This is a genomic window from Acinetobacter tjernbergiae DSM 14971 = CIP 107465 (assembly GCF_000374425.1).
GTDB lineage: Bacteria > Pseudomonadota > Gammaproteobacteria > Pseudomonadales > Moraxellaceae > Acinetobacter > Acinetobacter tjernbergiae.
The window spans coordinates 22,738-46,301 of sequence record NZ_KB894380.1 but is presented as its reverse complement, the minus strand read 5'-3'; the positions used below and the strand labels follow the sequence as shown (position 1 = coordinate 46,301).

The 23,564-nt window shown below is 37.6% G+C and carries 23 protein-coding genes, 1 tRNA gene and 3 pseudogenes; 17 read left to right on the top strand and 10 right to left on the bottom strand.

Annotation, left to right across the window (positions count from 1 at the left end; translation table 11 throughout):
* Positions 1 to 58 precede the first annotated feature (58 nt).
* Complete coding sequence (locus tag C502_RS0117020) at positions 59 to 1,087, bottom strand: lipase secretion chaperone (protein ID WP_018679990.1); 1,029 nt, start codon at positions 1,085 to 1,087, stop codon at positions 59 to 61.
* A 79-nt stretch (positions 1,088 to 1,166) separates the two neighbouring features.
* On the bottom strand, positions 1,167 to 2,183 hold the full coding sequence (locus C502_RS0117015; RefSeq protein WP_018679989.1) for a lipase family alpha/beta hydrolase: 1,017 nt from the start codon (positions 2,181 to 2,183) through the stop codon (positions 1,167 to 1,169).
* Between the two features lie 277 nt (positions 2,184 to 2,460).
* On the opposite strand from C502_RS0117015, the gene C502_RS0117010 reads away from it, so the two are divergent.
* Positions 2,461 to 3,477 carry a helix-turn-helix domain-containing protein gene (locus C502_RS0117010; RefSeq protein ID WP_018679988.1) on the top strand — a complete coding sequence of 339 codons (1,017 nt, stop codon included), beginning with the start codon at positions 2,461 to 2,463 and terminating at the stop codon, positions 3,475 to 3,477.
* Between the two features lie 57 nt (positions 3,478 to 3,534).
* The gene (locus C502_RS0117005) at positions 3,535 to 4,113 is read left to right on the top strand and encodes a flavin reductase family protein (RefSeq protein ID WP_018679987.1); all 579 of its coding nucleotides are present in this window, start codon (positions 3,535 to 3,537) and stop codon (positions 4,111 to 4,113) included.
* A gap of 40 nt (positions 4,114 to 4,153) precedes the next feature.
* Here the strand turns inward: C502_RS0117005 and C502_RS0117000 are convergent, their stop codons facing one another.
* Both C502_RS0117000 and C502_RS0116995 read right to left on the bottom strand, forming a co-directional pair.
* Positions 4,154 to 4,726 carry a hypothetical protein gene (locus C502_RS0117000; RefSeq protein ID WP_018679986.1) on the bottom strand — a complete coding sequence of 191 codons (573 nt, stop codon included), beginning with the start codon at positions 4,724 to 4,726 and terminating at the stop codon, positions 4,154 to 4,156.
* Between the two features lie 170 nt (positions 4,727 to 4,896).
* On the bottom strand, positions 4,897 to 5,667 hold the full coding sequence (locus tag C502_RS0116995; RefSeq protein ID WP_018679985.1) for an SDR family NAD(P)-dependent oxidoreductase: 771 nt from the start codon (positions 5,665 to 5,667) through the stop codon (positions 4,897 to 4,899).
* A 143-nt stretch (positions 5,668 to 5,810) separates the two neighbouring features.
* Here C502_RS0116995 and C502_RS0116990 point away from each other — a divergent pair, with 143 nt between their 5' ends.
* Positions 5,811 to 6,863: an AraC family transcriptional regulator gene (locus C502_RS0116990; protein ID WP_018679984.1), complete on the top strand. Its 1,053-nt coding sequence runs from the start codon at positions 5,811 to 5,813 to the stop codon at positions 6,861 to 6,863.
* A gap of 23 nt (positions 6,864 to 6,886) precedes the next feature.
* Here the strand turns inward: C502_RS0116990 and C502_RS0116985 are convergent, their stop codons facing one another.
* Positions 6,887 to 7,528 (bottom strand): TetR/AcrR family transcriptional regulator, encoded by a 642-nt coding sequence (locus C502_RS0116985; protein WP_018679983.1) that lies wholly within the window; start codon positions 7,526 to 7,528, stop codon positions 6,887 to 6,889.
* Positions 7,529 to 7,587: 59 nt separating this feature from the next.
* On the opposite strand from C502_RS0116985, the gene C502_RS0116980 reads away from it, so the two are divergent.
* Both C502_RS0116980 and C502_RS18495 read left to right on the top strand, forming a co-directional pair.
* Positions 7,588 to 8,463 carry an alpha/beta fold hydrolase gene (locus tag C502_RS0116980; RefSeq protein WP_018679982.1) on the top strand — a complete coding sequence of 292 codons (876 nt, stop codon included), beginning with the start codon at positions 7,588 to 7,590 and terminating at the stop codon, positions 8,461 to 8,463.
* A gap of 162 nt (positions 8,464 to 8,625) precedes the next feature.
* A pseudogene (locus tag C502_RS18495) lies at positions 8,626 to 9,259 on the top strand (FMN-binding negative transcriptional regulator).
* Here the strand turns inward: C502_RS18495 and prmC are convergent.
* Together prmC and prfA are read right to left on the bottom strand one after the other, a co-directional pair.
* Positions 9,256 to 10,074: a peptide chain release factor N(5)-glutamine methyltransferase gene (gene prmC / locus C502_RS0116970; protein ID WP_018679981.1), complete on the bottom strand. Its 819-nt coding sequence runs from the start codon at positions 10,072 to 10,074 to the stop codon at positions 9,256 to 9,258. The pseudogene C502_RS18495 and the gene prmC sit on opposite strands and share 4 nt — an antisense overlap.
* A complete protein-coding gene (prfA, locus tag C502_RS0116965) occupies positions 10,074 to 11,162 on the bottom strand; it encodes a peptide chain release factor 1 (protein ID WP_018679980.1) in 1,089 nt (362 codons plus the stop codon). The genes prmC and prfA overlap by 1 nt, the downstream gene beginning before the upstream one ends.
* A gap of 248 nt (positions 11,163 to 11,410) precedes the next feature.
* On the opposite strand from prfA, the gene yiaA reads away from it, so the two are divergent.
* From yiaA to C502_RS0116945, 4 genes are all read left to right on the top strand, one after another.
* Entirely contained in the window at positions 11,411 to 11,851 is a 441-nt protein-coding gene (yiaA, locus tag C502_RS0116960) for an inner membrane protein YiaA (RefSeq protein ID WP_018679979.1), read from the top strand.
* Positions 11,852 to 12,115: 264 nt separating this feature from the next.
* Positions 12,116 to 12,544, top strand: coding sequence for a hypothetical protein (locus C502_RS0116955; RefSeq protein WP_018679978.1), 429 nt, complete (start codon positions 12,116 to 12,118; stop codon positions 12,542 to 12,544).
* Between the two features lie 135 nt (positions 12,545 to 12,679).
* A complete protein-coding gene (trhP, locus tag C502_RS0116950; RefSeq protein WP_018679977.1) occupies positions 12,680 to 14,044 on the top strand; it encodes a prephenate-dependent tRNA uridine(34) hydroxylase TrhP in 1,365 nt (454 codons plus the stop codon).
* 1 nt (position 14,045) lies between these two features.
* The gene (locus tag C502_RS0116945) at positions 14,046 to 14,294 is read left to right on the top strand and encodes a YfhL family 4Fe-4S dicluster ferredoxin (protein WP_018679976.1); all 249 of its coding nucleotides are present in this window, start codon (positions 14,046 to 14,048) and stop codon (positions 14,292 to 14,294) included.
* Positions 14,295 to 14,350: 56 nt separating this feature from the next.
* On the opposite strand, the gene glyA is transcribed toward C502_RS0116945, so the two are convergent.
* Together glyA and C502_RS0116935 are read right to left on the bottom strand one after the other, a co-directional pair.
* Positions 14,351 to 15,607, bottom strand: coding sequence for a serine hydroxymethyltransferase (gene glyA, locus C502_RS0116940; RefSeq protein ID WP_018679975.1), 1,257 nt, complete (start codon positions 15,605 to 15,607; stop codon positions 14,351 to 14,353).
* A 241-nt stretch (positions 15,608 to 15,848) separates the two neighbouring features.
* Complete coding sequence (locus C502_RS0116935) at positions 15,849 to 17,126, bottom strand: alpha/beta fold hydrolase (RefSeq protein WP_018679974.1); 1,278 nt, start codon at positions 17,124 to 17,126, stop codon at positions 15,849 to 15,851.
* A gap of 265 nt (positions 17,127 to 17,391) precedes the next feature.
* Here C502_RS0116935 and C502_RS0116930 point away from each other — a divergent pair, with 265 nt between their 5' ends.
* The 5 genes and pseudogenes from C502_RS0116930 (at position 17,392) to C502_RS18490 (ending at position 19,664) form a co-directional block, all read left to right on the top strand.
* The gene (locus C502_RS0116930; protein WP_018679973.1) at positions 17,392 to 18,075 is read left to right on the top strand and encodes a 3'-5' exonuclease; all 684 of its coding nucleotides are present in this window, start codon (positions 17,392 to 17,394) and stop codon (positions 18,073 to 18,075) included.
* Positions 18,076 to 18,213: 138 nt separating this feature from the next.
* Positions 18,214 to 18,412, top strand: a pseudogene (locus C502_RS19790) (hypothetical protein); the annotation flags it as partial.
* Between the two features lie 140 nt (positions 18,413 to 18,552).
* A pseudogene (locus tag C502_RS19785) lies at positions 18,553 to 18,798 on the top strand (hypothetical protein); the annotation flags it as partial.
* A 121-nt stretch (positions 18,799 to 18,919) separates the two neighbouring features.
* A tRNA-Arg gene (locus tag C502_RS0116920) sits at positions 18,920 to 18,995 on the top strand.
* Between the two features lie 387 nt (positions 18,996 to 19,382).
* Positions 19,383 to 19,664 (top strand): hypothetical protein, encoded by a 282-nt coding sequence (locus tag C502_RS18490; protein ID WP_035308790.1) that lies wholly within the window; start codon positions 19,383 to 19,385, stop codon positions 19,662 to 19,664.
* Between the two features lie 151 nt (positions 19,665 to 19,815).
* On the opposite strand, the gene C502_RS19780 is transcribed toward C502_RS18490, so the two are convergent.
* Positions 19,816 to 20,043 carry a TIGR02594 family protein gene (locus C502_RS19780; protein ID WP_018679970.1) on the bottom strand — a complete coding sequence of 76 codons (228 nt, stop codon included), beginning with the start codon at positions 20,041 to 20,043 and terminating at the stop codon, positions 19,816 to 19,818.
* A gap of 990 nt (positions 20,044 to 21,033) precedes the next feature.
* Here C502_RS19780 and C502_RS0116905 point away from each other — a divergent pair.
* Genes C502_RS0116905 through queF form a run of 3 tightly spaced genes read left to right on the top strand, consistent with a single transcriptional unit; the run spans position 21,034 to position 23,551 of the window.
* A complete protein-coding gene (locus C502_RS0116905; RefSeq protein WP_018679969.1) occupies positions 21,034 to 21,969 on the top strand; it encodes an ABC transporter ATP-binding protein in 936 nt (311 codons plus the stop codon).
* Positions 21,966 to 22,739, top strand: coding sequence for an ABC transporter permease (locus tag C502_RS0116900; RefSeq protein WP_018679968.1), 774 nt, complete (start codon positions 21,966 to 21,968; stop codon positions 22,737 to 22,739). The genes C502_RS0116905 and C502_RS0116900 overlap by 4 nt, the downstream gene beginning before the upstream one ends.
* A complete protein-coding gene (gene queF, locus C502_RS0116895) occupies positions 22,736 to 23,551 on the top strand; it encodes an NADPH-dependent 7-cyano-7-deazaguanine reductase QueF (protein ID WP_018679967.1) in 816 nt (271 codons plus the stop codon). The genes C502_RS0116900 and queF overlap by 4 nt, the downstream gene beginning before the upstream one ends.
* The last annotated feature ends 13 nt before the right edge of the window (positions 23,552 to 23,564 follow it).

The following is a 23,564-nucleotide window of genomic DNA, read 5'->3' as shown; positions in this document are numbered from 1 at the left end:
ATTAACTATTTTATATGTCACTGAACTAACATTCCTCAATATCGATTGAGTGACCATTTTACTGGTCATGTATAATTTCATACGACTGCGCCCGTAATAAATCTTCTTTTGTCGAAAATGTACTATTACGAAGTTGTTCAATCGATTGCTGTTTGCTGGAATCACTGGCATTACTTTTAAGGATTTGTTCGCGCGCAGATAAATAGCTATTCACTTGTTTCTGCCATCCCGCTTCTTCTTGATCAACTTTTTCTAATCGGTCTGCCGCCTCGGCACCCAACAAACTCTCACGCATATTACGAATCTCTTGTGCTGAGCCTCCTTTTTCTTGAATTTCCTGAGTAAGCTGCTGCAATTCAGCAAATTGCATAGACACTCGAACACCATCAGCCAACGTTGATGGTAGTTGGTCAATCAAGCTTGCTAACTCGGTTGCTTTCTGTTGAGCATTCAAACTCTTATTCGCATGAATCCGCATTTGATCAATATTAAATTGATTCAAGTTTCGTTCATTTCCGAATAGCGCATTAATTTCTGCTGAATTAAAGAACTGCTGCTGAACTTTGTACATTTGATTAAGTACTTTTTGAAAACCTTCAGCATCTCCCGTTTTAAAATCACTGGTAGGTTTTAAATTTTTTAAGGCATGGGTATATGCAACATACTGATCTAGCAAATAACTCGCATAATTTGAAGCAGTGTCAGGTAAAGTCACTTTAAGATATTGTCGAATATCAGAGACCAGTTCAGTTTCTGTTTTTTCACCTAGACTAGAAAAAAAATAGTCAAAACAACTGCGAATACCTACGGTTAAGATTAATTTTCCATTTGCATCAACTTGAATTGGACAATCTATTTCTGTGCCCTGTAAAGACGGCGCAAGATTTGGTATTTTTCCTTGAGGATTTGCATCGTCGATTTTCTGAATCTTATTATTCTCAGATGAGAATTGATTTTGTTGATTGAGGTCATTCTCATGCTTTTGCGCTTCTGGTTTAAATATAAAATAGATTAAGACCAATGAGAGCAGTAAACATGCCATCAAACCTAAGAAGATGATTCGATTATTCAAAAGTTTAGTGTTCATAATTCCTTGCTCTATTTATTATTCCGTTTTAAATCTTTCTGTTGGTTGGGAGTAACTCATTACTCCCTTAATTTATAGATTAAAGTCCCTGATTTTTCAAACGATTTGCTTGAGTACGATAAGGGGTAACTGGGTTTTGTAAGAAGCCAACCAAACCTAATATTTGATTGACTTCATCCAAGTGATTGAATGCATAATTATCACGAATAACTGTACCGAGATGACTCGAGCAACGTGGAACTAAACCATCATTTTCACTAGGAATGAGTAAAGATGTCGCTGTTAATGCATAATCTAATGGATCAAGCGCATTGGTAAATGGGCTCGTTCCACTCCATGAATAGTAACGGACACCATTGACCAATTCTGCACCTGAGCCACAAGCTGTCGTTGGAACAGCTGCTGGAAAACGTTGATTAAAGTTAGCAGAACCACGTGTCGTTAACGAGTTTAACCCCGCGAGTGCATCCTGATCATAATAATGGCCAGAACCAATTCCTACTAATGAGAAAAAGGCATTTACTCCCGCCGCGATAATAGGTGCAAGTGCCGGGCCAACAGGTGATTTAACAACTGAATCTACGACATCTGCAACTTCTGAACCTTTAGTTGGGCCACCAACAGCCGTCACCGATGCAATTTTATCTGGCAATAAACTTGCAACATAACGAACTGATTGTGAACCATGACTATGACCGATTAAATTAACTTTTTGAGCGCCTGTAATCGCAAGCACCTGTTTGGTTTGAAGTAATAACTGTTCACCACGTACTTCTGATGAATTAAAAGAAGCTTGCTGTGCGACAAATACATTAGCTCCATTACCAACGAGGTCCTCTGTAATTCCATTCCAATATTGCAATGGACCTACAGCAGAGAAACCTGCCATCCCGTGAGCGAGTAAAATTGGATACTTGGTTTTAGCATAACTAGATGTAACGTTAGTACTTCCACCAACCGTACAACTGTTTACGTTACAGTTTTGCCATGATGCTTTTGGCGCTAGAAAATCAAACAAACCTGCATGTACAACAGATCCACTGCTTGCTAGCATACCCGTCATTAACACCATAGCATTTAAATATTTTTTCTTCACATTTTGCTCCTAGCATTTTTCATTTTTATTACAACGATTGAGTCCTTGAATTTTGTATGCGGATTCATTCCAAGCATACAAAAGACTTTTAGAATTATACTCCCTTGCGAAATTGTATAATTTTTAGACTAAAACAAAGCATGCCAAAATCATAACAATACATGCCAAAATTTTGATTGATTCGTAAAATTCCGATGAATGTACATTTTCAAATCACAACAGCTAGATTATTTTTGATTTAGTTTGATCAGTTTTAAAATGGAATTTGCTTAAAACTATGAGTATTCCCCGCCACCAACAACATTTTATTAGTAGCTCTTATGTTCATGTATTAAGCGATGTCGTATATCGATGGAACATTAGCGCCGAAGAATTATTTTGGGGAACTGGTGTAGAGACTGATCAATTACAAGATCTTAGTTATAAAATCAGCTTAAGTTCTTTTAAAAAAGTGATTGCACGTACAATCGAATTAACAAAAGAAGATGGCATTGGATTCTATGCAGCCACACAACTCAAGATTAGTTCTCATGGTTTATTAGGTTTAACTGCCGCGATATCTAAAAATGCACTTGATGCAATCACAACCATTAATCAATTTGTGAATTTACAATGCTCATTTGTCGAATTAAATTTCGAAATAAAAGATGATCTTGCTTATTATCATATTACGTATGAGCCATCACTACTTAACTTTAATCATCAGATCGATGCTCAAGCCTATGAATTTAGTTGTACCTTTTTTCTAATTGGCTTTGTTCATCTTGCCAGATTGTTTATTCCAAATTTTAAACCGGTCTTAGATTTACAATGTAAATGCCCAAATTACTTTGCACGCTTTAGTGATGTATTAACTTCCTCTTTTACAGAAATACGCTATCAACAACCCTTCACTCGATTAATTGCATCTGCTGAATTTTTAGATATGCCCTTAAGCATGGCTGACCCATTAACTGCAGAGAAATTTAAGTTGATTTGTCAAAAAGAATTAGACGATCTTGCGGCAACACAAGATATCTTATATCGGGTCAAATATCTGATTGATGATCCAAATGAAGGCTTACTCGGTATCGAACAAGTTGCTGAAAAGTTAAATTTAACTAAGCGAACTTTACAACGCATGTTGCAAGAAAAATCTATCAATTTTCAAATACTTTATGATGAAGTACGCAAACAAAAAGCAAAAAAACTGATGCTCAATCCCTTTATTACCAAAGATGAGCTTGCTAAAAAACTCGGTTATTCATCCCTTTCAAGTTTTAATCGGGCATATAAACGCTGGGAAATTGATTAATCTTTTCCTCAAAGTTTATGCAACAATAATATCTATAATCAAGATCGTGGATATTACATGAGCAGCCCAGAAATCATAGCCGTTGAACTTGCTAAAGCCTATCGTTTACTGAATCATGGTCCTACAGTTTTAGTCTCAGCACAGCATGAAAATGATAAGGATGTGATGGCTGCTGCTTGGGCATGTGCTTTGGAACTCACACCAGCTAAAGTCACTGTAGTACTCGATAAAAGTACTAAAACACGTCAGCTTGTGGAACAAAGCGGATATTTTGCTTTACAAGTACCTTGCTATGCGCAAATTGATATGGTGCATCAACTCGGTACAATTAGTCAGTTTGATCAACCAAATAAATTGGAAGATTGTAAAACTGAATTGTTCTATCAAGATGAGCTTAAAGTCCCTCTTGTAAGTGGTAGTATTGCTTGGCTTGTGTGTAAAGTCATTCCTGAGCCGCATAATCAGCAAACTCACGATTTATTTATAGGATCTGTTATTGCTGCATGGGCAGATTCAAGAGTCTTCCGTGATGGACATTGGTATTTTGAAGATGCAGCCAAAGAATTACGTAGTCTTCATTATATTGCAGGTGGTACTTTCTATCTGATTGGGGAAGAAGTTAAAGCAAAATTATAAAACTAAAATTTAAGAAGCAATTTTTAATAAATATTGTTTCTTATTTTGATTCAATTTTCATTAACTCTGTATATAAACTATCTAAGAATTTCTGTTGTTGGGGATTATCTTTAAAATAACGTTGATAGAGCACACTACAACTTTCGACATCCGCAATATTGGCTTTGTTAAATGACCAGTCCGTCGTATCTTTTACAGTAATACCCAAATCGTCATCACAACTTTGCCACTGTCTAGAAAATCGCGTTTTTTTATGTTCTGCTAATTGATCAAAACTAGCATAAACAGAAAAACCCTTCATTTTTGAATTAAAGAATTTAGCAATCATGGTCACGGGTACGCCACCCCAATCTAGGGTTTGACCTTTTGGTAGTTGAATTTCAGTTAACTTATCTTCTGTTAACAAATGCTCCTGCTTACCTTCTTTACCCCAATATTTTTCGTAAGTTAAAGTTGTTCCTGCGGGCACAACTATTTTTTTCACAGTCATCAAGTGTTGGGTCGTATAGTATGGATAATTAGGATTTGAGTTGCCGCCTGTTGGATTCATATTTCCAACACAACCATTTAAAAACAAGCTAAGTGCAGAACAGATCAAAATTGGATATTTCATCTATACAACCCTCTATTGAGTGAATGAATGATTGGCAAAATTGCACAGAAACCAGCAGCAATACTGAAACTCAAACTTATTTTATGAATAAACCATATAAAAACAAAAACAGTTGTAAATTTTCATTCACAACTGTTTTATAAATTAATCTATAAATGATTTAAATAAATTTATTTCGCAGCCATACGAATACCGCCATCTAAGCGGATCACTTCACCATTTAAATATGAATTTTCAGCAATATGGGCAACCAAACGAGCAAATTCTTCTGGGCGACCTAAGCGTGATGGATAAGGCACCATTTGCCCTAAGGCATCTTGTACATTTTGCGGCAAGCCTTTCAACATTGGGGTTTCCATAATCCCTGGTGCAATGGTTAAAACACGAATTTGATGACGTGCTAACTCACGTGCAATCGGAAGTGTCATCGCAACTACAGCACCTTTTGATGCAGAATAAGCCGCTTGCCCGATTTGCCCATCAAAAGCGGCAACAGAAGCGGTATTTACAATCACACCACGGTCTTCATCACCTTCAGCAACAATATTTTTACTCATTGCATCTGCTGCGAAACGTAACATATTAAATGTACCCGTTACGTTGATATGTAAGGTTTTAGAGAACATGGCTAAATCATGTACTCCCTCTTTGCCCACAACTTTTGCTGAAGGTCCAATTCCTGCACAGTTGATTAGCCCATATACTGCACCATGTTTTGCAACAACATCTTTAAAGAATTGCTCTGCAGCTTGTTCATCAGTTACATCTAATTTTACAAATTCAGCTTGCGCACCTAATGCCTGTGCCTGTTGTTCACCCGCTTCAATGTTCATATCAACCAAGCTAACCGTCGCACCTTGTTTAATAAGAACCTCCGCTGTTGCAGCACCTAAACCAGAGCCACCACCAGTAATAACAAAATGTTTTCCTTGAATTTTCATGTACATTTCCTCGTAAATTAAAGATATAAATTTTTATAAGCGAGAGTAAAGCCAAGTTTTTTCCGATACAATTCCTAAAAGTAGCAAAAATGATGCGACTTTTGAGCATTCAACCTATTTACTCTCCTATATTTCATTCCTGTATGAGCAAAAGCACCGACCTCGATCTTAATTCCGCTAAAGATACAATTTCAAATGCTTTGATTCGTGAAGCATTGAGTGTTGCTGCAAGTCGAGGCTTAGATATTGTCAATATTGCCAATCAAGCGGGCATTTCAGTCGAACTTCTCAGCTCAACTAAAGCCCGTGTTCCAGTGACGCAATGTGCGCAATTGTGGATTGAGCTGGCTGAACAGATGAATGATGAGTTTCTAGGGATGGATCGCCATCCAATGCGTCGGGGGAGCTATAGCTTATTGGCAAAGTTGGCATTCAGTGCCGAAACGTTGGAACAAGCCATTCAAGAGATTCTAAAATTTTTGAGTTTAGTCTTGGATGACATTCAAGGTGAATTGGTTCAACAGGACTCAAAAGCATACTTAGTCCTGCATGACCGTGAACATCCTAAACGAATGTTTACCTATTCGACCTATTTGATGTTAGTCCATAGTTTAATGTGTTGGCTAAGTGACCAGCGCATTCCTTTTCAGAAAATGACCTTTAAATGTCATCAACCTGCCGAAATACAGGATTATCGTGTTCGTTTTTGCGAAGATATTCAATTTAATGCTGATCAAAATCTCATTGAATTTGATGCAAATTACCTCAAACACAAAATCAAAAAAGATAAACAGGCTTTAAATGACTTTCTCAGACAAACGCCTTATAACCTAATCGTTCGCTTTAAAAATGAAAATTCTTTAAGCTTGCAAATCCGTCGTCAACTGCTTTTACAGCCACCCTCAGAGTGGGATGAACTCAAAGAAATTGCACAGCAATTGAATATGTCAACGGCAACGATTCAACGCCGCCTCAAACAAGAAGGCGTCAGTTATCAGCAACTCAAAAATGATATTCGCTGTGATATTGCGATTGAACGGCTCAGTAAAAGCAATGATTCAATTCAGAATATCAGTGATGATTTGCATTTCCATGATCCGAGTGCATTTCATCGTGCTTTTAAAAAATGGACAGGCGTCAGTCCAGGTGCTTATCGCGCAAATACGTTAAAACACTCTCTCAATACTTCTTTATAAAATCAAACTACTGCTAGATTTTATCAATTTGGAAGGATTCTAACTAAAAGCATCTCTAAACCTAAGTTGAAAATTTCATCATAATGTTCAGTTGTCCAATACGGTAAAGCTTGTGCTAACAAGGGATATTGATGAACAAGTTCTTCAGCTTTAATGGGTTGCGTTGCTGAACTGCCCAGTTGATAACCTTTTGCCTCATCAATTCCAGCGCCAATTAAATAATAATTCAAAATTCTTAGAAAATAACTGCCTTGTTGAATTGGTAATCCTGCATTCTGAAAAATAGCTAAGACTTGGTTCATAAACTGGCTACCTGTATGGGTATTTAACTGATGAACTGCCAATACTGGAAAAAAATTGGAATAAGTTTTTGCTAACATCCGCCATTGCTGCGCGATCGAAATCAATTGTTGTTTAATCGGTAATTGTTCACTCTCAAATTGAATCGATGAAATCAGAAAGTCGACAATTTCATCAAAAATTTGATCTTTATTTTTGAGATGATAATAAATACTCATCGGCTCACAATTAAGTTTCTCAGCAAGTTTACGCAAACTAAATTTTTCCACTCCAATCTCTTCAATCATTGCCATTGATGTTTGCACGATTAATTCTTTAGACAAACTCCCCTTTGTTTTTGCCTTCTGATGAGTGGTATTTGACATAAAATTGATTACCTTGTAATTTACCTTACAGTGTAAGTTTAATAAAAAAGAGATTAAAAATGTATCACACTCTACAAAGTTGGCATAAGGCTGGACAATATTTTTCTTTTCATAATTTTGATATTTTTTACCGGCATTCAAGCAAAACCGAAGCTGAAACCATCTTTCTAATTCATGGCTATCCTACCAGTTCTTATGATTGGTCAAAAATTTGGGATACACTTTCAGAGCGATACCAACTTGTCGCGATTGATTTATTAGGTTTAGGCTTTTCCGATAAACCTGCACCCTATCCATATTCTGTTCAAGACCACGCTGATCAATGTATTACGTTGATTGAATATTTAAATTTAGAATATGTACATCTGATTGGGCACGATTTAGGTGTGGGTGTTATTCAAGAGCTGCTAGATCGACAACGGCAAAGCAATTTAAAGTTTTCAATCCAATCCACTATTTTTATGAATGGCAGCCTGTTTGCCGAAGCCTATCGCCCTCGGTTGATACAGAAATTAATGGCTTCATCATTAGGTCATTTGATTGTTCCAATGATTTCATTCCGTATTTTTTCAAAGTCAATGCAACAAATGTTTGATGCAAACCATCAACCCAATGCTGAAGAATTGAAACAATGGTATGAGCAATTAAACTTTAAACAAGGCAAAACATGTATGGTCAGTTTAAATCAATCCATTTTTGACCGATTTAAACATCGTGATCGGTTGGTTAATGCCATGATCAATAGCACAATTCCGATGTTACTGATTAATGGTAAAAATGATCCTAATTCAGGACAGCATATGGCAATACGCTACAAAGAATTGATCCCAAACCCACAGGTGATTGAATTAGAAAATTGTGGGCATTGGACGCCTTGGGAGCAACCAAGCATTGTGAAAGAATCAATCATACGATTCTTAGCAACTACAGCTTAAAAGTGTTCGCCAAACAATAATACCAATTATTATCCGTGGCTCAATAAGCAAGACATCAGATTCTAATCAACGTATGATGACCTCAGCTGCCATAATCGAGATGTATTACCTAGATTGCGAAATTGAGGCAGCGTTCTATTTGCTTTTCAAAGGTTCGTATACATGTATTTACCTGAAATTTTTGAAGAAAAAAAATCTTGAAAAATTATACCAACTGATTCAAGACTCCCCCTTTGCAACTTTGATTAGTCATAGTGCAGAAGGCTTGGAAGCCAATCATTTACCCTTTCATTTATTATTTGATGAAAACAATCAAACCGCAACTTTAGTTGCCCATATTGCGAAGAATAATCCTCTGCATACTCAAATTGAAGACGGCGCAGAAGTTTTAATTATCTTTCAGGGTGAGCAAGGCTATATTTCACCAAACTGGTATCCAAGTAAACAGCAACACCATCAGCATGTACCAACATGGAACTATCAAGTGGTTCACGTTAAAGGAACGATTACTTTCTTAACAGATGAAAAAGCATTACGTGGCATTTTGGCTAAACTCACCCGCACCCATGAAGCTAAACAAGAAACACCATGGAAAATGTCGGATGCACCAAGTGAATACATTGCTCAAGAGCTAAAAAACATCGTCGGGATTGAAATTCAGATTTCACACACTACAGGCAAATTTAAACTGAGCCAAAATCGAGAAAAAATAGATGCATTAGGTGTTGTCGACGGACTGCAACAACAAGGTAATCACAGTTTGGCCAATACCGTAGAGCAATATATTGAGGATTAAGCCCGCTTTTGCCCTAGGCTGACACGATCATTACCACCATAATCTTTGATGGTTTGAACCCGTTCAAAACCTAACCGCTCAAAGATTTCACGTACCAATTGCCCCTGATCATAACCATGCTCAAGCACAATCCAGCCATTTGGTTTGAGCCAGTCTTTCCCTTGAGTAATAATGGTTTCAATATCTGCCATCCCCTGCTTATCTGCAATCAATGCGCGCTCAGGTTCAGACTTGAGCTTTTGCATATGTACATCGTCAGGATCAATATACGGCGGATTCGAGACAATCAGATCAAATTGTTGTTGCTCTAAAGCTTCAAACCAAGCCCCACAAGCGAACTTCACTTGCATCAGCCCGTGTCGAACTGCATTGTCCTGCGCCACGTCTAAAGTTGGTGCGTATATATCAGTTGCAGTGACTTGCCATTGCGGACGCTCACTTGCGAGCGCCAAAGCAATTGCGCCTGTTCCTGTGCCTAAATCCACAATATTCGCGTGTTGATCGAGCGGCAGTTTGAGCACCGTTTCTACCAAAATTTCGGTATCTGGACGTGGCACTAAAGTGTCATGTGTCACTTTTAAATCGAGCGTCCAAAACGGTTGTGAACCAGTGACATAAGCCAATGGTTCGCCCTGTTCAATACGCGCAAGCCCTTCTAAAAAAGCCTGTTCCTGTATTTGAGTCAACTCTTGCTCAAGTCTTAATTTGAGTTCTAAAGCATTGATACCTAGAAGATGTTCAAGTAGCCATGCCGCTTCTTGACGTTCATAACTATCAATTTCACCTTTGATCTCTAATGCTTGAGCAATATTCATTAGCCGCCATTTTCCTGTGCCAGCATCGCCAACTGATCTGCTTGATATTCACGATGTAAACTATCTAGCAATTCAGTTAAATCACCTTCCATAATCGCATCCAACTTATATAAAGTCAGGTTGATACGGTGATCCGTCATACGACCTTGCGGATAATTATAGGTACGAATACGTTCAGAACGATCACCTGAACCGACTAAATCACGGCGCATTTCTGAAGTTGCTGCATCAGCCGCAGCACGTTTCGCATTTTCTAAACGTGACACTAACAAAGCCATCGCTTTGGCTTTGTTCTTATGCTGTGAACGTTCTTCCTGACATTCCACCACCACACCCGATGGAATATGGGTAATACGTACCGCAGAATCGGTTTTGTTAATGTGCTGACCACCTGCACCTGATGCACGATAGGTATCAATACGCAGATCGGCAGGATTAATTTCGACTGTGGTATCTACATCGACTTCAGGCAAAATAGCGACGGTACAAGCCGAAGTATGAACACGACCTTGTGATTCTGTTGCAGGCACACGTTGTACACGGTGTGCGCCACTTTCAAACTTCAAACGACCATAAACACCATCACCATCTACACGGCAAATCACTTCTTTATAACCGCCATGTTCACCCTCATTCTCAGACAGTACTTCAATACGCCAACTTTGTGTTTCAGCATATTTGCTATACATACGGAATAAATCACCGGAGAAAATCGCGGCTTCATCACCACCTGTACCTGCACGAATTTCAAGGTAAGCTGCATTGGCATCATTTGGATCTTTAGGAATCATCAACACATTTAATTGCTCTTCAAGCGCAACCAAAAGTGCTTTATTTTCTTTGATTTCTTCCTCAGCCATCTCTTTGAAATCAGGGTCTGATTTCATCGTTTCAGCAGTTTCGATATCTGCTTCTGCTTGACGATATTTCCCCCAGACCTCAGTGATTTCAGTTAAATCATTATGCTCACGAGACAATTTACGAAAACGTTTATTGTCCGAAATCACTTCTACATCAGCAAGTAATGCGGTCAGCTCTTCGTGACGATCACAAAGTTGATCCAGTCTTAAACGGAGTGATGCTTTCATGGGCGGAATATCTCAAAACTAAAGACTCAGTGCTGATCAAAATAATGAAGCACGAGCAAAATCAAAAAATTGCGCATAGTTTACAGATTCTAAGGCTTAAAAGACATAGAGAAACTAGGTAACTTACCAATCCCCTATTATTTCATCACAAATTTTTCGTTTTTTAGTGTGTATGGGTTGTTCTCGTACCTGAGCTTCGATATAAATAATCAAAGATAAATTAGAATGATAAAACAATAGGATAAATCATGAGTAATTTAATAAATCGCCCTACACTCGCCTTCACAGCAGCAAGCTGGCTTGCAGTCTTTATTGGTGTTGTTGGTTTTATGATTGGATTGTGGAATGCAGAAATGCCTCTACATGAAAAAGGCTATTATTTGATCATTCTATTGTATGGACTCTTTTCTACGATCTCACTACAAAAGACTTTACGAGATCAATTAGAAGAAATACCAGTCACCATGATTTATGTTGCACTGTGTTGGGCATCAGTCGGAATTTGCATTGGATTATTACTATTTAGTTTAACCAACGCTACACTTACTTTGAGTGAAAAAGGTTACTACATTATGTCCTTCTTACTCAGTTTATTTGGCGTCACAGCGACTCAGAAAAACATTCGTGATTTAGATCATCTACGTCTTCAACAAGAGGCAGACTCTAGCCAAAATAAACGAGAAGACTAGATTAAGTAAGAAAATTCAATTAGATGAATTTTAATCAATTAAAGCGTGCTTATTATTCAAACCTCTTTCTTGTGAAGAGGTATACCATCTTATTAGTTATTAAAATTTATTTCACATTTTGTTAATTCCATATTAACAAAACACTACATTCCTCTCACTAAGTAGTAATAATTTCTCTCGCCATCTCCACATTTTCTTTCTCAAACTTTGTTACATTTGCAGTCATTAAAAATGATGTCCCATTACTGGGAACATGGAGTCAAAATGAAAGCGAATATTTTCTTATTGAGCGCAATTTTAGCAAGTTCAACTTTAGCAACCAGCGTGTATGCTGATAATGCAACACGTGTTGCAGCGACTTCTGCTTTAGGTAGTGTTGTTGGTACAGCAATTGGTAAAGAAATTGGTGGTAATAATGGTGCGATGATTGGCTCTGCTGTTGGTGGTGCGGGTGGCGCAGCTGCTGCAAGTAGCAAGCGTACTCGTACTGAAGCCGCAATTGGTGGTGGTCTAGGTGGTGTTGGTGGCTATACCGTTGGTAAAAATGTAGGTGGAACGACTGGTGGATATATCGGAGCAGCAGCTGGTGCAGCGGGCGGTGCAGCTTTAGGTCGTAAAGTTGGTCAAGATCGTGACTATGACAATTATCAATCGAAAAAGTATAAGAAAAAAAGAAAGCATCGTCATCACTAATTCAAAAAAGCACCTACGGGTGCTTTTTTATGTTGAATATAAATAGCGACAATCCCGAGCAAAATACTAGGTTGAATCCTGATAATTATATTTTTAAAATAATTCCATATTTTTTATATGCCTTTACTTTGCATCATGAATACTGAATTACTCTCTCCTGCTGGCTCACTTAAAAATATGCGTTATGCCTTTGCTTATGGTGCTGATGCCGTCTATGCAGGGCAACCTCGTTACAGTCTACGTGTGCGCAATAATGAATTTAATCATGAAAACTTAAAAATCGGGATTGATGAAGCACACGCTTTAGGTAAAAAATTTTATGTCGTTGCCAATATTCAACCACATAACAGCAAACTTAAAAATTTTATTCGTGATATAGAGCCAATTATTGCAATGCAACCTGATGCATTAATTATGTCGGACCCTGGCTTAATTATGATGGTTCGCGAACATTTTCCACAGATGCAGATTCATCTCTCCGTACAAGCGAATGCAATTAATTGGGCAACAGTTAAGTTCTGGAAAGATTATGGTTTAAGCCGAGTCATTCTTTCTCGTGAACTCGCATTAGAAGAAATTGAAGAAATCCAGAAGAATGTACCAGAAATTGAACTCGAAGTTTTTGTACACGGCGCATTATGCATGGCATATTCAGGTCGATGCCTACTTTCTGGATATATGAATAAACGTGATGCCAATCAAGGTGCATGTACCAATGCCTGTCGTTGGGAATATAAAATTCACGAAGCACAAGAAGATGCTAATGGCGACGTAGTTCCTGTTCAGCAGATAGAAGAATCAAACAAATGCTGTTCTGACGGCGATAAAATGGATGCTATCCAAACTGCCTTAGTACAACGCAATGATGAGGAAATGTTCGCAGCAGAAGAAGATGAACATGGTACTTATTTCATGAACTCAAAAGACTTACGTGCTATTCAACATGTTGATCGACTCACAAATATGGGCATTGCCTCACTTAAAATTGAGGGACGTACAAAATCCTATTTTTATTGTGCAAGAACAGCGCAAATTTATCGTAAGGCAATCGATGATGCCTTATCTGGTCAACCGTTTGACTCGAATTTAATACATCAGCTAGAAGGTTTAGCAAATCGTGGTTATACCGAAGGCTTCTTACGCCGACATGTACATAGTGATTATCAAACTTATGAAGATGGCTCATCGCATTTTGACTATCAGCAATTTTGTGGCGAAGTGATTGGGCGAAATGGTGATTACGTACGTATCGAAGTTAAAAACCGCTTTTTGATTGGTGACTCACTCGAACTCATGACACCCAAAGGTAATCTCACTTTTACTTTAACTGAAATGCGTGATCTAAAAGGTCATCCAATCGACAATGCAAAAGGCTCAGGGCATATTGTGGAAATTCCACTGTCACAAGAGATCGACATTGGGTATGCACTTTTAATTCGTAATCTTCCACATGCAAAAGCACAGTTAAAAACTGGTACTCTCGCATATTCGGCAGATTAATATGGCGCTCTTGATTACAACAGCCTGTATCAATTGTGATATGTGCTTAGCTGAATGTCCAAATCAAGCGATCTATGAAGGTGCCAAGATTTACGAAATTGACCCATTACGTTGTACCGAATGTATTGGCTTTTACGATGCCCCAACCTGTTTAGCCGTTTGCCCAATTGACTGTATTCAGCTTGATCCTCAACATACCGAAACTCAAATGGAACTCTTAGCAAAGTTTAATAGCTTAAAAATTATTTAGAAACAAAATTATAAGTATAAAAAAAGCGCCTTACGGCGCTTTTTTATATATACAAATTAGTTTGCATATACTGGGAATTTTGCACAAACAGTTGCAACTTTAGCTTTCACATCAGCGATAACTTGTTCATTACCTTTGCTATCAATAATGTCAGCAATCCAACCTGCTAGCTCACGCACTTCAGCTTCACCAAAACCACGAGTGGTCACAGCAGGCGTACCGATACGGATACCAGAAGTCACAAATGGAGAACGTGGATCATTAGGAACAGCATTTTTGTTTACTGTAATATGAGCAGCGCCTAACCATGCATCAGCATCTTTACCAGTAACATCTTCTTGCTTAATTAAAGACAATAAGAATAAATGGTTGTCTGTACCACCAGAAACAACGTCGTAACCACGAGCAAGAAACACTTCTGCCATTGCTTGTGCATTTTTAACAACTTGTTGTTGGTATTCTTTATATTCAGGAGCCATTGCTTCTTTAAAGCAAATTGCTTTAGCAGCAATCGCATGCATTAAAGGACCACCTTGGTTACCAGGGAAAACAGCTGATTGCAGCTTTTTCTCGATTTCTTCATTTGCTTTCGCAAGAATTAAACCAGAACGTGGACCACGAAGTGTCTTATGAGTCGTTGTTGTCGTTACGTCAGCAATTTGAACTGGGTTTGGATAAACACCAGCAGCAACTAAACCAGCAACATGCGCCATATCAACAAATAAGTAAGCACCTACTTGGTCAGCGATATCACGGAAACGTTGCCAATCAACAACACGGCTATACGCAGAGAAACCTGCAACGATCATACGTGGCTTATGTTCTAAAGCTAAACGTTCAACTTCTTCGTAATCAATTTCGCCCGTTTCAGGGTTTAAACCGTACTGAACTGCGTTATAAGTTTTACCAGAGAAGCTAACTTTAGCACCGTGAGTCAAGTGACCACCGTGAGCCAAACTCATACCTAGTACAGTATCGCCTGGGTTAAGAAGCGCTAGATAAACAGCAGAGTTTGCTTGTGAACCCGCATGTGGTTGTACGTTTGCATAATCTGCACCAAACAACTCTTTTGCACGGTCAATTGCAAGTTGCTCAACAACATCAACATATTCACAACCGCCATAATAGCGTTTGCCAGGATAGCCTTCTGCATATTTGTTTGTAAGTTTTGAGCCTTGTGCTTCCATTACAGCTGGTGAACAATAGTTTTCAGAAGCAATTAACTCAATATGTGCTTCTTGGCGATCGCCTTCTGAAACAATCGCTTGAGCTAATTCTGGATCAAATTCAGCAATAGAAATATTGGCAAACATTAGCGGGGGTCCTATAAATTAGGGCTTTTAAGCCGTGCTAAAGATTGGTGCGAATTATAGCATGAAGTTTACTGTTACAGAGATTGATATTTATTTAATTATTCGTGAATTTTGTTCATCTGGTATATCTGTTGCTCTTTTATCCCAAAGCACTCCATTATTTTTATACAACGCCAAACTTTTCGCTGAGACTTGCAAAGCCCAATCTCCAAAATATAGAAATTGGGCTACATCTCACTGCTTATTGTTTAACGATTTGGTTTGATGGCATAAGTACATTGACATCTTGAACAATATTACCAATATTTGAAGAATAAGCAGTTGTGTGATCCCATTCTCCTACTCTGTAATTAGAACTTGGGATTACAGTTCCAACAGATTGAGCTGAACTGACTAGAAAATCTGTAATTTGTTTAGGTACAGTTTGATCTAGAATACCCTGATAAATAATAATTGGTGTTGTTACCTTTTTCTGTAACGGCTGAGAACTGGTAGTTAAAAAGCTATTAATGCTTGGGATAGACATAAAATTAGTCTTAGTACGAGGGTAGCCCTCCAATGTTTTATTTGCATTTAAATAAGCCCCCATTGCATTACCAAGATTTTGACCCAGTGCCTGATAACATACAGCGTTTTGTGAAGAAGTCTCGGCTGTTGCTGCAATTAAATCAGTTGGTGAATTAAATACATCAGTAAACTTTAAATTTGGATACTGATTTCGTAAACCCGCCGTAATTAATGCTGTAAATGTATCAAGAGGTGCTAAAATGTTGATTTTCTTGATTGGATCCGGTTCATTATTCGCTTGATTTTCCCCTCCAGCCAAAATTAAGGCAAGATTAGATGCAGGTGCCACGGCAACCGTACCTTTATAGTCTAATTTTGCGCGGCTTGCATATTGCGCAGCACCAAGTACAGCTTGCCCACCTTGAGAATGCCCAACAGCAAGCCATTGCCCATTGGTCTTTTTATTTAAACTGGTTAAATACGCACGTGTAGCGACAACGGCATCGGTAATTGAATACGCTTCACTTTTGACATTCAGGAAGGGATGAGCGTCTTGCTCACTTGGTTCACCTAGTCCTTCATAATCAGGGGCAACAACGACATACCCAGAAGCTAACAGCGCTTTCAATAAAAATTCATTACCGCCCAAACCTTGGCGACTTGGGGCACATTGATCAGCAACACCCGTCGTACCATGTGCCCAAACCACAATTGGCCAACCATTTACAGGTTGAGGAACTGAAGCAGGTGGCGTAAATACAAGTGCTGTTGCTAGTACTTCTTTATTATTAACACCTAACATCTTATAAGTCATCACAACACTATCAGATGAAGCAGCAGCCATACCATCTAGTTCATAGTTTTTAGGCATCCCCACCACAGGATCCTTAATATTATTTTCAGGGATTTCAGGTTTTGGAACAAATACTGTAGTTCCATTATCATCGCCACCACAAGCTGTCAACAATAGGCTTGAGCTCAGCATCGCAACCGTTAATAATTTCATATTCATATAGTTTTTCCTTAACTATTTTATTTTTCATTTTATCCTTAGATGTTATTTTTCTAAGGCAACTACATTCACAAGAATTACGCCTATTACAAAATTGTTTCAAGTATTTTTTTATATTCCTTTATTTTTGCATTTTATTTATCCAATGCTTGACTGAATTCTTCAAAATCCAGCCTCTCTAACGATGATTAAACACAGCTGATCGTTAATTTCTTGTAAGATAATCAACCATCAAACTTATCTCTACGCTATTAGGATTCATGCTATGCAAGCCATTATCTTAGATACAGAAACCCATACTTTGAATGGTTTGCCAATTGAAATTGCCTACGCACCTATCCATATAGAAAATGGAAAATTAAGCCTAGATAAAAAACAAATTTTTGATCAACTCTATCAAGTTGGACAGCCTATCTCTTATGCTGCGATGGCAGTCCATCATATTTTAGAATCAGATTTGATTGATCAACCCTTTTATAATGAATTTCAACTCCCTGAACAAACCACTTACATTATTGGACATAATGTTGATTATGATATTACCGCGATCGAAAAATGTGGTGTCGATACCTCAAAATTAAAACCGATTTGCACGTTAGCACTTGCTCGTCGTGTTTGGGAAAATGCTGAAGCACATAATATTTCAGCCTTAATCTATTTAATTTCTAAAGGTAGTGATAAGGCACGAGACATGCTTAAAGGTGCACATCGAGCAGATGCAGACATTATTCTTACTGCCAATATCTTGATGCATATTATTCATCAATTGAATATTCAAAATATTGAACAGCTTTATATTGCCTCTGAAGAAGCTCGCATTCCAAAAAGTATCACCTTTGGTAAACATAAAGGCACAGCCATCCAAGATCTTCCTGCTGACTATATTCAATGGCTATTGCGTCAGGATGATCTCGATCTATACTTGCGCAAAGCCTTAGAAACAAAATGAGTGAAATAAATCGTTGCATTGAAGCTTCCCATTTATTTCAATCAAGGCAATGATATTTAATAAATTGTTAACATTACTGTCATTTTTTAACTTTATCTTAATCTTCATTCCAAATATTAATTGGGTGGAGATTAAGACATGTCTCATTTTTTTAAAACAGAACTCGGGCAAAATGCCTTGCAACAACGCGACAACGCACTCACTGCACGCCAACGTCGTTTATTACTTTTAATTGATCATGAAGATTTTCAAGAACTTGATCATGGTTACAAAGAAAGAATTGCACCAACTGAATTAGTCCAACAACTGATTGATATGGGCTTATTAGCTCATCAACCATTAGCAACAATAGAAGCTGAAGAAGTGCAAAAAGTCATTCAGCCTCCTGAAAGCAATGTATTTCCTTCAACTAAAGCTCCTTTAATTCCAGAAGCACCTGTTTTTGAAGTCACACCAACGCCATCTCCAAGTATTGAATCGGAAGTTCTTGTACTAGAAAAGCTTCCTTTTGTCGAAATTCAACAAGTTATGATTCAAACGCTAACAACTTATTGTGGTTTGATGGCTCGACCTTTAATACAAAAAATACAGATGATCAAAAACTTGCAGCAATTAAAAGCGTGCCAAATGCAATGGATTACTTTTCTACAAGAATCACGAATCCCATCAGCACAACTTAATCAAACACTTAAATTAATTAATTATTCGGTACAACATTTATAATCTTATTTGCAGCATATTTATCTCTAAAAGTCTAAATTGATCTTTTAATAAACAATAAACACCTTTGTTTAACGGTATATATTTACCTACATGATTTTTTTGCCTATGATGTGGCACGCATGCGCTCATAGCTCAACTGGATAGAGTACAGGTCTCCGAAGCCTGTGGCGTGGGTTCGAGTCCCGCTGAGCGCACCATTTATAAGTATCAAGACAAAAACATTTCTATTGATTAAGTAAGCTGTACATCCTAAAAATACACATAATAAGAAAACGCTCAGAATCTTAGATACAACCAAGTGTTTACAATCATTCGAGAGCTTTACCTCATGCCGAGTTTCACACTCATTACCTTTAGCGATAGTATCAATATCCCACAGCGTGATTTCTTTCCCCTGCCCTAACTCAAGTTTTAAGAATTTAGTAATTCCACTAGCAAATGCTATACTAAATCATCAAAATACTTACAAAAGCTTACAGATGAAACGAATACTAATAACTTTACTAACTCTAATCACTTTTCCATCTAATGCTGAAACTATACCTTATGATGAAAAAACGTTTTATAAACAATATGCGATAAAAATGACCCAAGAGGAATATGATAATTTTTTAAAAAACTCCTTAATTATAATTAGCAAGAATATGACTGATTTAGAGCATATTGCTGAAAAAAAAGATAGACGTAAAACCGTAGAGGCAATGTGTGTATTCTTCGGTAAATTAGAAACTCTTAAAGGATTTTCTCAAGACAATATTGATTTAACTGGAGCTAGAGAAACTATAAATGATATAAATGAAATTCAAGGAGAACCAATCGAAATAGATGGTAACCTTTTCACTCTAAAATCCATATGCGGCTATTAAGCTAGAGGACTAAAAGGCTCATAAGCAGAGCTTTCTGTAAGATATTAACCTCTGACAGGTAACTTGCAACTCAACTCTGCTGGCCATACCACATAAATACTTCAAAATCTGACTTACTATAAAGCGCATAACAAACCATCTTTGATTGATTTCAACCTAAATAAAATTTACCCAATGTTTTGTCTTTCCCTACGACAAAGCAAATATGCCCATCACCGATACGAGTTTTAACTGCTACACAACCATATGTTGGTTTTGCAAGTTTAGTCCCACCACTTAGGTAAGCCAATGCACAAAACCAGTCTTTAGGAAATTTGACTCCAGCAGTTTGCAGGCAGTGAGCGACACAAGTAGCACACCACCGTTTTTCATCTTCCATGCACCAAGTGCCTTTAACTACCCTAGAGTTGTAGGTACATGCACAAATTTACTGGTATTTTCTTTTAAGCCAATATGTTTAAGTATTTCAAAACTCACAAGTAAACGTAGCGCATCGAATTGTGCTTCAGCTCCATCCTATTGCCGTATGGTTACACTGAATTCTGATACTTCATCCATCTAACTTGACTGTTCTTTAAAGCAATTCAAAAAATCTGTATTTGTTGAAAATAAAATATTGGTTTGGTTTTGAACATACTTAATTACCAAAAAAAGTAGCGTTCTTGTATTGTCATAAGTAATGGTAATTCTGAATTACCTAAAGCATGAGCTAGAAATGACGTTATGCGCTTCGCATTCAATTTATGATTAATTACATCGACTTTTAATGCCTCATTAAGTGACTTCATTCAACTGATAGATTAGCCCACTAATAGGAATAGGATCAAAATTTAACATTTCATGTCCTTCATTTGACTGTATATAAATTATGAAATTTTTGAGCATCCCGAGCAGTTCGGCTAATGAGATTTAAATTCACAGTTCGGCTAAATCGATTACCCTCTTTAATCAATAGGTGCGACGATAGGTGCTGAAACACTTTGAAAATTATAGGCCACAGGTATAGTCGTTGGCTTTTTATTGTTCTTAATTAGCTGCATTTACTTAGTGACTTGCTTAATAAACATTTTTCTTTTTCAAAATGAAGTTATTGATCTATCTCAAACTTACAACAAAATTCTTAGAAACTATACTCTATTACTAACGATTATTTTGCTAATGCCCCCTTTTTTCCATGCAATAATTAAAATTTAAGATTTTGATATTAAATAAAAAATTATCACAAGTAGTAATTAAAAAAATAAGTTACTCTACAACCTTTTCTGAATTAATTGTTCTATTTCTAATACGCCATAAACCTATTTTTCTACTTGGTTTATTTTTTCATATCGCTCAAAATACCCATTCTATTTAACAACGTGAGACGTTCATGACTGATGCTTTGGTGTTGAGCGATTTGTCCAAAACTTATCGTAATGGTTTTCAGGCGTTAAAAGGTATTGATTTAACCGTACCTGAAGGTGAATTTTACGCATTATTAGGCCCTAATGGTGCAGGTAAATCGACAACAATCAGTATCATTAGCTCCTTAACCAAAAAAACATCGGGTACAGTGGAGATTTTTGGGCATAACTTAGATACCCATCCATCCCACGCAAAACAATGTCTTGGTGTTGTTCCACAAGAATTTAACTTTGGACAATTCGAAAAAACCTTCGATATTCTAGTGACCCAAGCAGGTTATTACGGCATTCCTAAAAAACTTGCAGAACAACGGGCTGAGTTCTATTTAGAAAAACTCGGTTTATGGGAAAAGCGTAATATTCAATCACGTATGCTTTCAGGTGGTATGAAACGCCGCCTAATGATTGCACGTGCCATGATGCATGAACCTAAGTTGCTTATATTAGATGAGCCGACTGCGGGTGTAGACATTGAGTTACGTCGTTCAATGTGGGATTTTCTCACCGAAATGAATGAAAACGGTACGTCTATTATTCTAACGACTCACTATTTAGAAGAAGCAGAAATGCTGTGCCGTCGTATCGCGATTATTGATCGTGGTGTGATTAAAGAAGATACCACCATGAAAGGTTTCCTCAATCAACTCCATGAAGAGTCTTTCATTTGTGATCTGGCTGAACCGATTGAAACACTGCAACTCGATATTCTTGGGTTCACATTTAATTTAATTGATCCAGTGACTTTAGAAATCACCATGAACAAAGCGCATAGCATGAATGACCTGTTCTTATTGCTACAATCGAAAAATATCCAAGTCAGCAGTATGCGTAATAAATCCAATCGTTTGGAAGAATTGTTCGTGAAAATGGTCGAGAAGAATCTTGCAGGAGCGAATCAATGAATTTCAGTCAATTAAAAACCGCACTTTGGACTTTGGTTGTTAAAGAAATTCGTCGTTTTATGCGAATTTGGCCACAAACTTTGTTACCGCCTGCCATCACTATGAGCTTGTACTTTGTGATTTTTGGTAATTTAGTTGGCTCTCGTATTGGTGAAATGGGCGGCTTTAGCTACATGCAATTTATTGTGCCTGGTTTAATCATGATGGCCGTCATTACGAATAGCTATGCCAACGTTTCATCCAGTTTTTTTAGTGCGAAATTCCAAAAAAGCATCGAAGAATTGATCATGAGTCCTGTGCCATTACATTTAATTCTTTGGGGTTATGTGATTGGTGGTGTTAGTCGTGGTGTCTTGGTTGGTCTAATTGTGACGATCATGAGTTTATTCTTTACCCATTTAGAAATTTATAATTTATTTGTGACTATATATACAGTCATCATTACTTCATTATTATTCTCGCTAGGTGGTTTCATCAATGCGGTCTATGCAAAGTCATTTGATGATATTTCAATTATCCCAACTTTTGTATTGACGCCACTCACCTATTTAGGTGGTGTTTTCTATGCGATTAGTGCGCTCAGTCCATTTTGGCAAAATTTATCTTTAATTAATCCAATTGTATACATGGTCAATGCCTTCCGTTTTGGCATTTTAGGGCACAGCGATGTGAATGTGACCTTCTCCTTAAGTATCGTTACGCTCTGTTGTGTTGCGCTGTATGCAGTTGCTTATCATTTATTAGCTCGTGGTTCAGGAATGCGTGAATGAGTGTTGAATTTTCTTTATTGGGTAAAGATACCGAATACCCAACTCACTATCAGCCAGAAGTATTATTTCCCATCGCTCGTGCTGAATCTCGCCAACAATATGCGCATATTGAAGGCGTTACTCAAGGCAAAGACTGGTGGCATATTTTTGAAATTTCATGGTTAAATCAGATCGGCTTACCACAAGTTGCGATTGGTCGTTTAACTTTGCCTGCCAATTCTCCAAACTTGATTGAATCAAAATCGCTTAAACTCTACTTCAATAGCTTAAATTTCACTCAATTTGAATCTAAGCAAAATTTCATTGAAACTGTTGAGCAAGATTTATCCAAAGCGGCTGGTGCAAAGATTGAACTGCAACTATTTCAGGTCGATGATTTAAATATCTCCAAACCACAAGGCATATGTATTGACGATCTAATTCCAGAGCGTTTGTCTGAGCATCCTGATGCGACATTGTTGCAATTTGATACCACGAATCCAGAGCATGTCGAAATTGAGCTGTACTCTCATTTACTCAGAAGTAATTGCCCTGTCACAGGACAACCCGATTGGGGCACTGTTTTTATTCGTTTTCAAGGTAAAAAACCTTGTTATCGCAGTCTATTAGCCTATATTATCTCGTACCGTCAGCATAATGGTTTCCATGAGCAATGTGTTGAGCAAATATTTGCTGATCTTTGGCAATTGCTTCAACCAGAAAAGCTGATGGTCTATGCAACGTATACTCGTCGAGGGGGCTTGGATATCAACCCATGTCGAGTATCTGATTTGTCATGGATGCCTGAGCCAATTCGCTTAGCGCGACAATAAAACGAATAAATTT

Coding starts and splice junctions, on each gene's coding strand:
- C502_RS0117020 (WP_018679990.1), bottom strand. CDS start 1,087: ATGAACACTAAACTTTTGAATAATCGAATCATCTTCTTAGGTTTGATG.
- C502_RS0117010 (WP_018679988.1), top strand. CDS start 2,461: ATGAGTATTCCCCGCCACCAACAACATTTTATTAGTAGCTCTTATGTT.
- C502_RS0117005 (WP_018679987.1), top strand. CDS start 3,535: ATGAGCAGCCCAGAAATCATAGCCGTTGAACTTGCTAAAGCCTATCGT.
- C502_RS0117000 (WP_018679986.1), bottom strand. CDS start 4,726: ATGAAATATCCAATTTTGATCTGTTCTGCACTTAGCTTGTTTTTAAAT.
- C502_RS0116995 (WP_018679985.1), bottom strand. CDS start 5,667: ATGAAAATTCAAGGAAAACATTTTGTTATTACTGGTGGTGGCTCTGGT.
- C502_RS0116990 (WP_018679984.1), top strand. CDS start 5,811: ATGAGCAAAAGCACCGACCTCGATCTTAATTCCGCTAAAGATACAATT.
- C502_RS0116985 (WP_018679983.1), bottom strand. CDS start 7,528: ATGTCAAATACCACTCATCAGAAGGCAAAAACAAAGGGGAGTTTGTCT.
- C502_RS0116980 (WP_018679982.1), top strand. CDS start 7,588: ATGTATCACACTCTACAAAGTTGGCATAAGGCTGGACAATATTTTTCT.
- prmC (WP_018679981.1), bottom strand. CDS start 10,074: ATGAATATTGCTCAAGCATTAGAGATCAAAGGTGAAATTGATAGTTAT.
- prfA (WP_018679980.1), bottom strand. CDS start 11,162: ATGAAAGCATCACTCCGTTTAAGACTGGATCAACTTTGTGATCGTCAC.
- yiaA (WP_018679979.1), top strand. CDS start 11,411: ATGAGTAATTTAATAAATCGCCCTACACTCGCCTTCACAGCAGCAAGC.
- C502_RS0116955 (WP_018679978.1), top strand. CDS start 12,116: ATGAAAGCGAATATTTTCTTATTGAGCGCAATTTTAGCAAGTTCAACT.
- trhP (WP_018679977.1), top strand. CDS start 12,680: ATGAATACTGAATTACTCTCTCCTGCTGGCTCACTTAAAAATATGCGT.
- C502_RS0116945 (WP_018679976.1), top strand. CDS start 14,046: ATGGCGCTCTTGATTACAACAGCCTGTATCAATTGTGATATGTGCTTA.
- glyA (WP_018679975.1), bottom strand. CDS start 15,607: ATGTTTGCCAATATTTCTATTGCTGAATTTGATCCAGAATTAGCTCAA.
- C502_RS0116935 (WP_018679974.1), bottom strand. CDS start 17,126: ATGAATATGAAATTATTAACGGTTGCGATGCTGAGCTCAAGCCTATTG.
- C502_RS0116930 (WP_018679973.1), top strand. CDS start 17,392: ATGCAAGCCATTATCTTAGATACAGAAACCCATACTTTGAATGGTTTG.
- C502_RS18490 (WP_035308790.1), top strand. CDS start 19,383: ATGACCCAAGAGGAATATGATAATTTTTTAAAAAACTCCTTAATTATA.
- C502_RS19780 (WP_018679970.1), bottom strand. CDS start 20,043: ATGGAAGATGAAAAACGGTGGTGTGCTACTTGTGTCGCTCACTGCCTG.
- C502_RS0116905 (WP_018679969.1), top strand. CDS start 21,034: ATGACTGATGCTTTGGTGTTGAGCGATTTGTCCAAAACTTATCGTAAT.
- C502_RS0116900 (WP_018679968.1), top strand. CDS start 21,966: ATGAATTTCAGTCAATTAAAAACCGCACTTTGGACTTTGGTTGTTAAA.
- queF (WP_018679967.1), top strand. CDS start 22,736: ATGAGTGTTGAATTTTCTTTATTGGGTAAAGATACCGAATACCCAACT.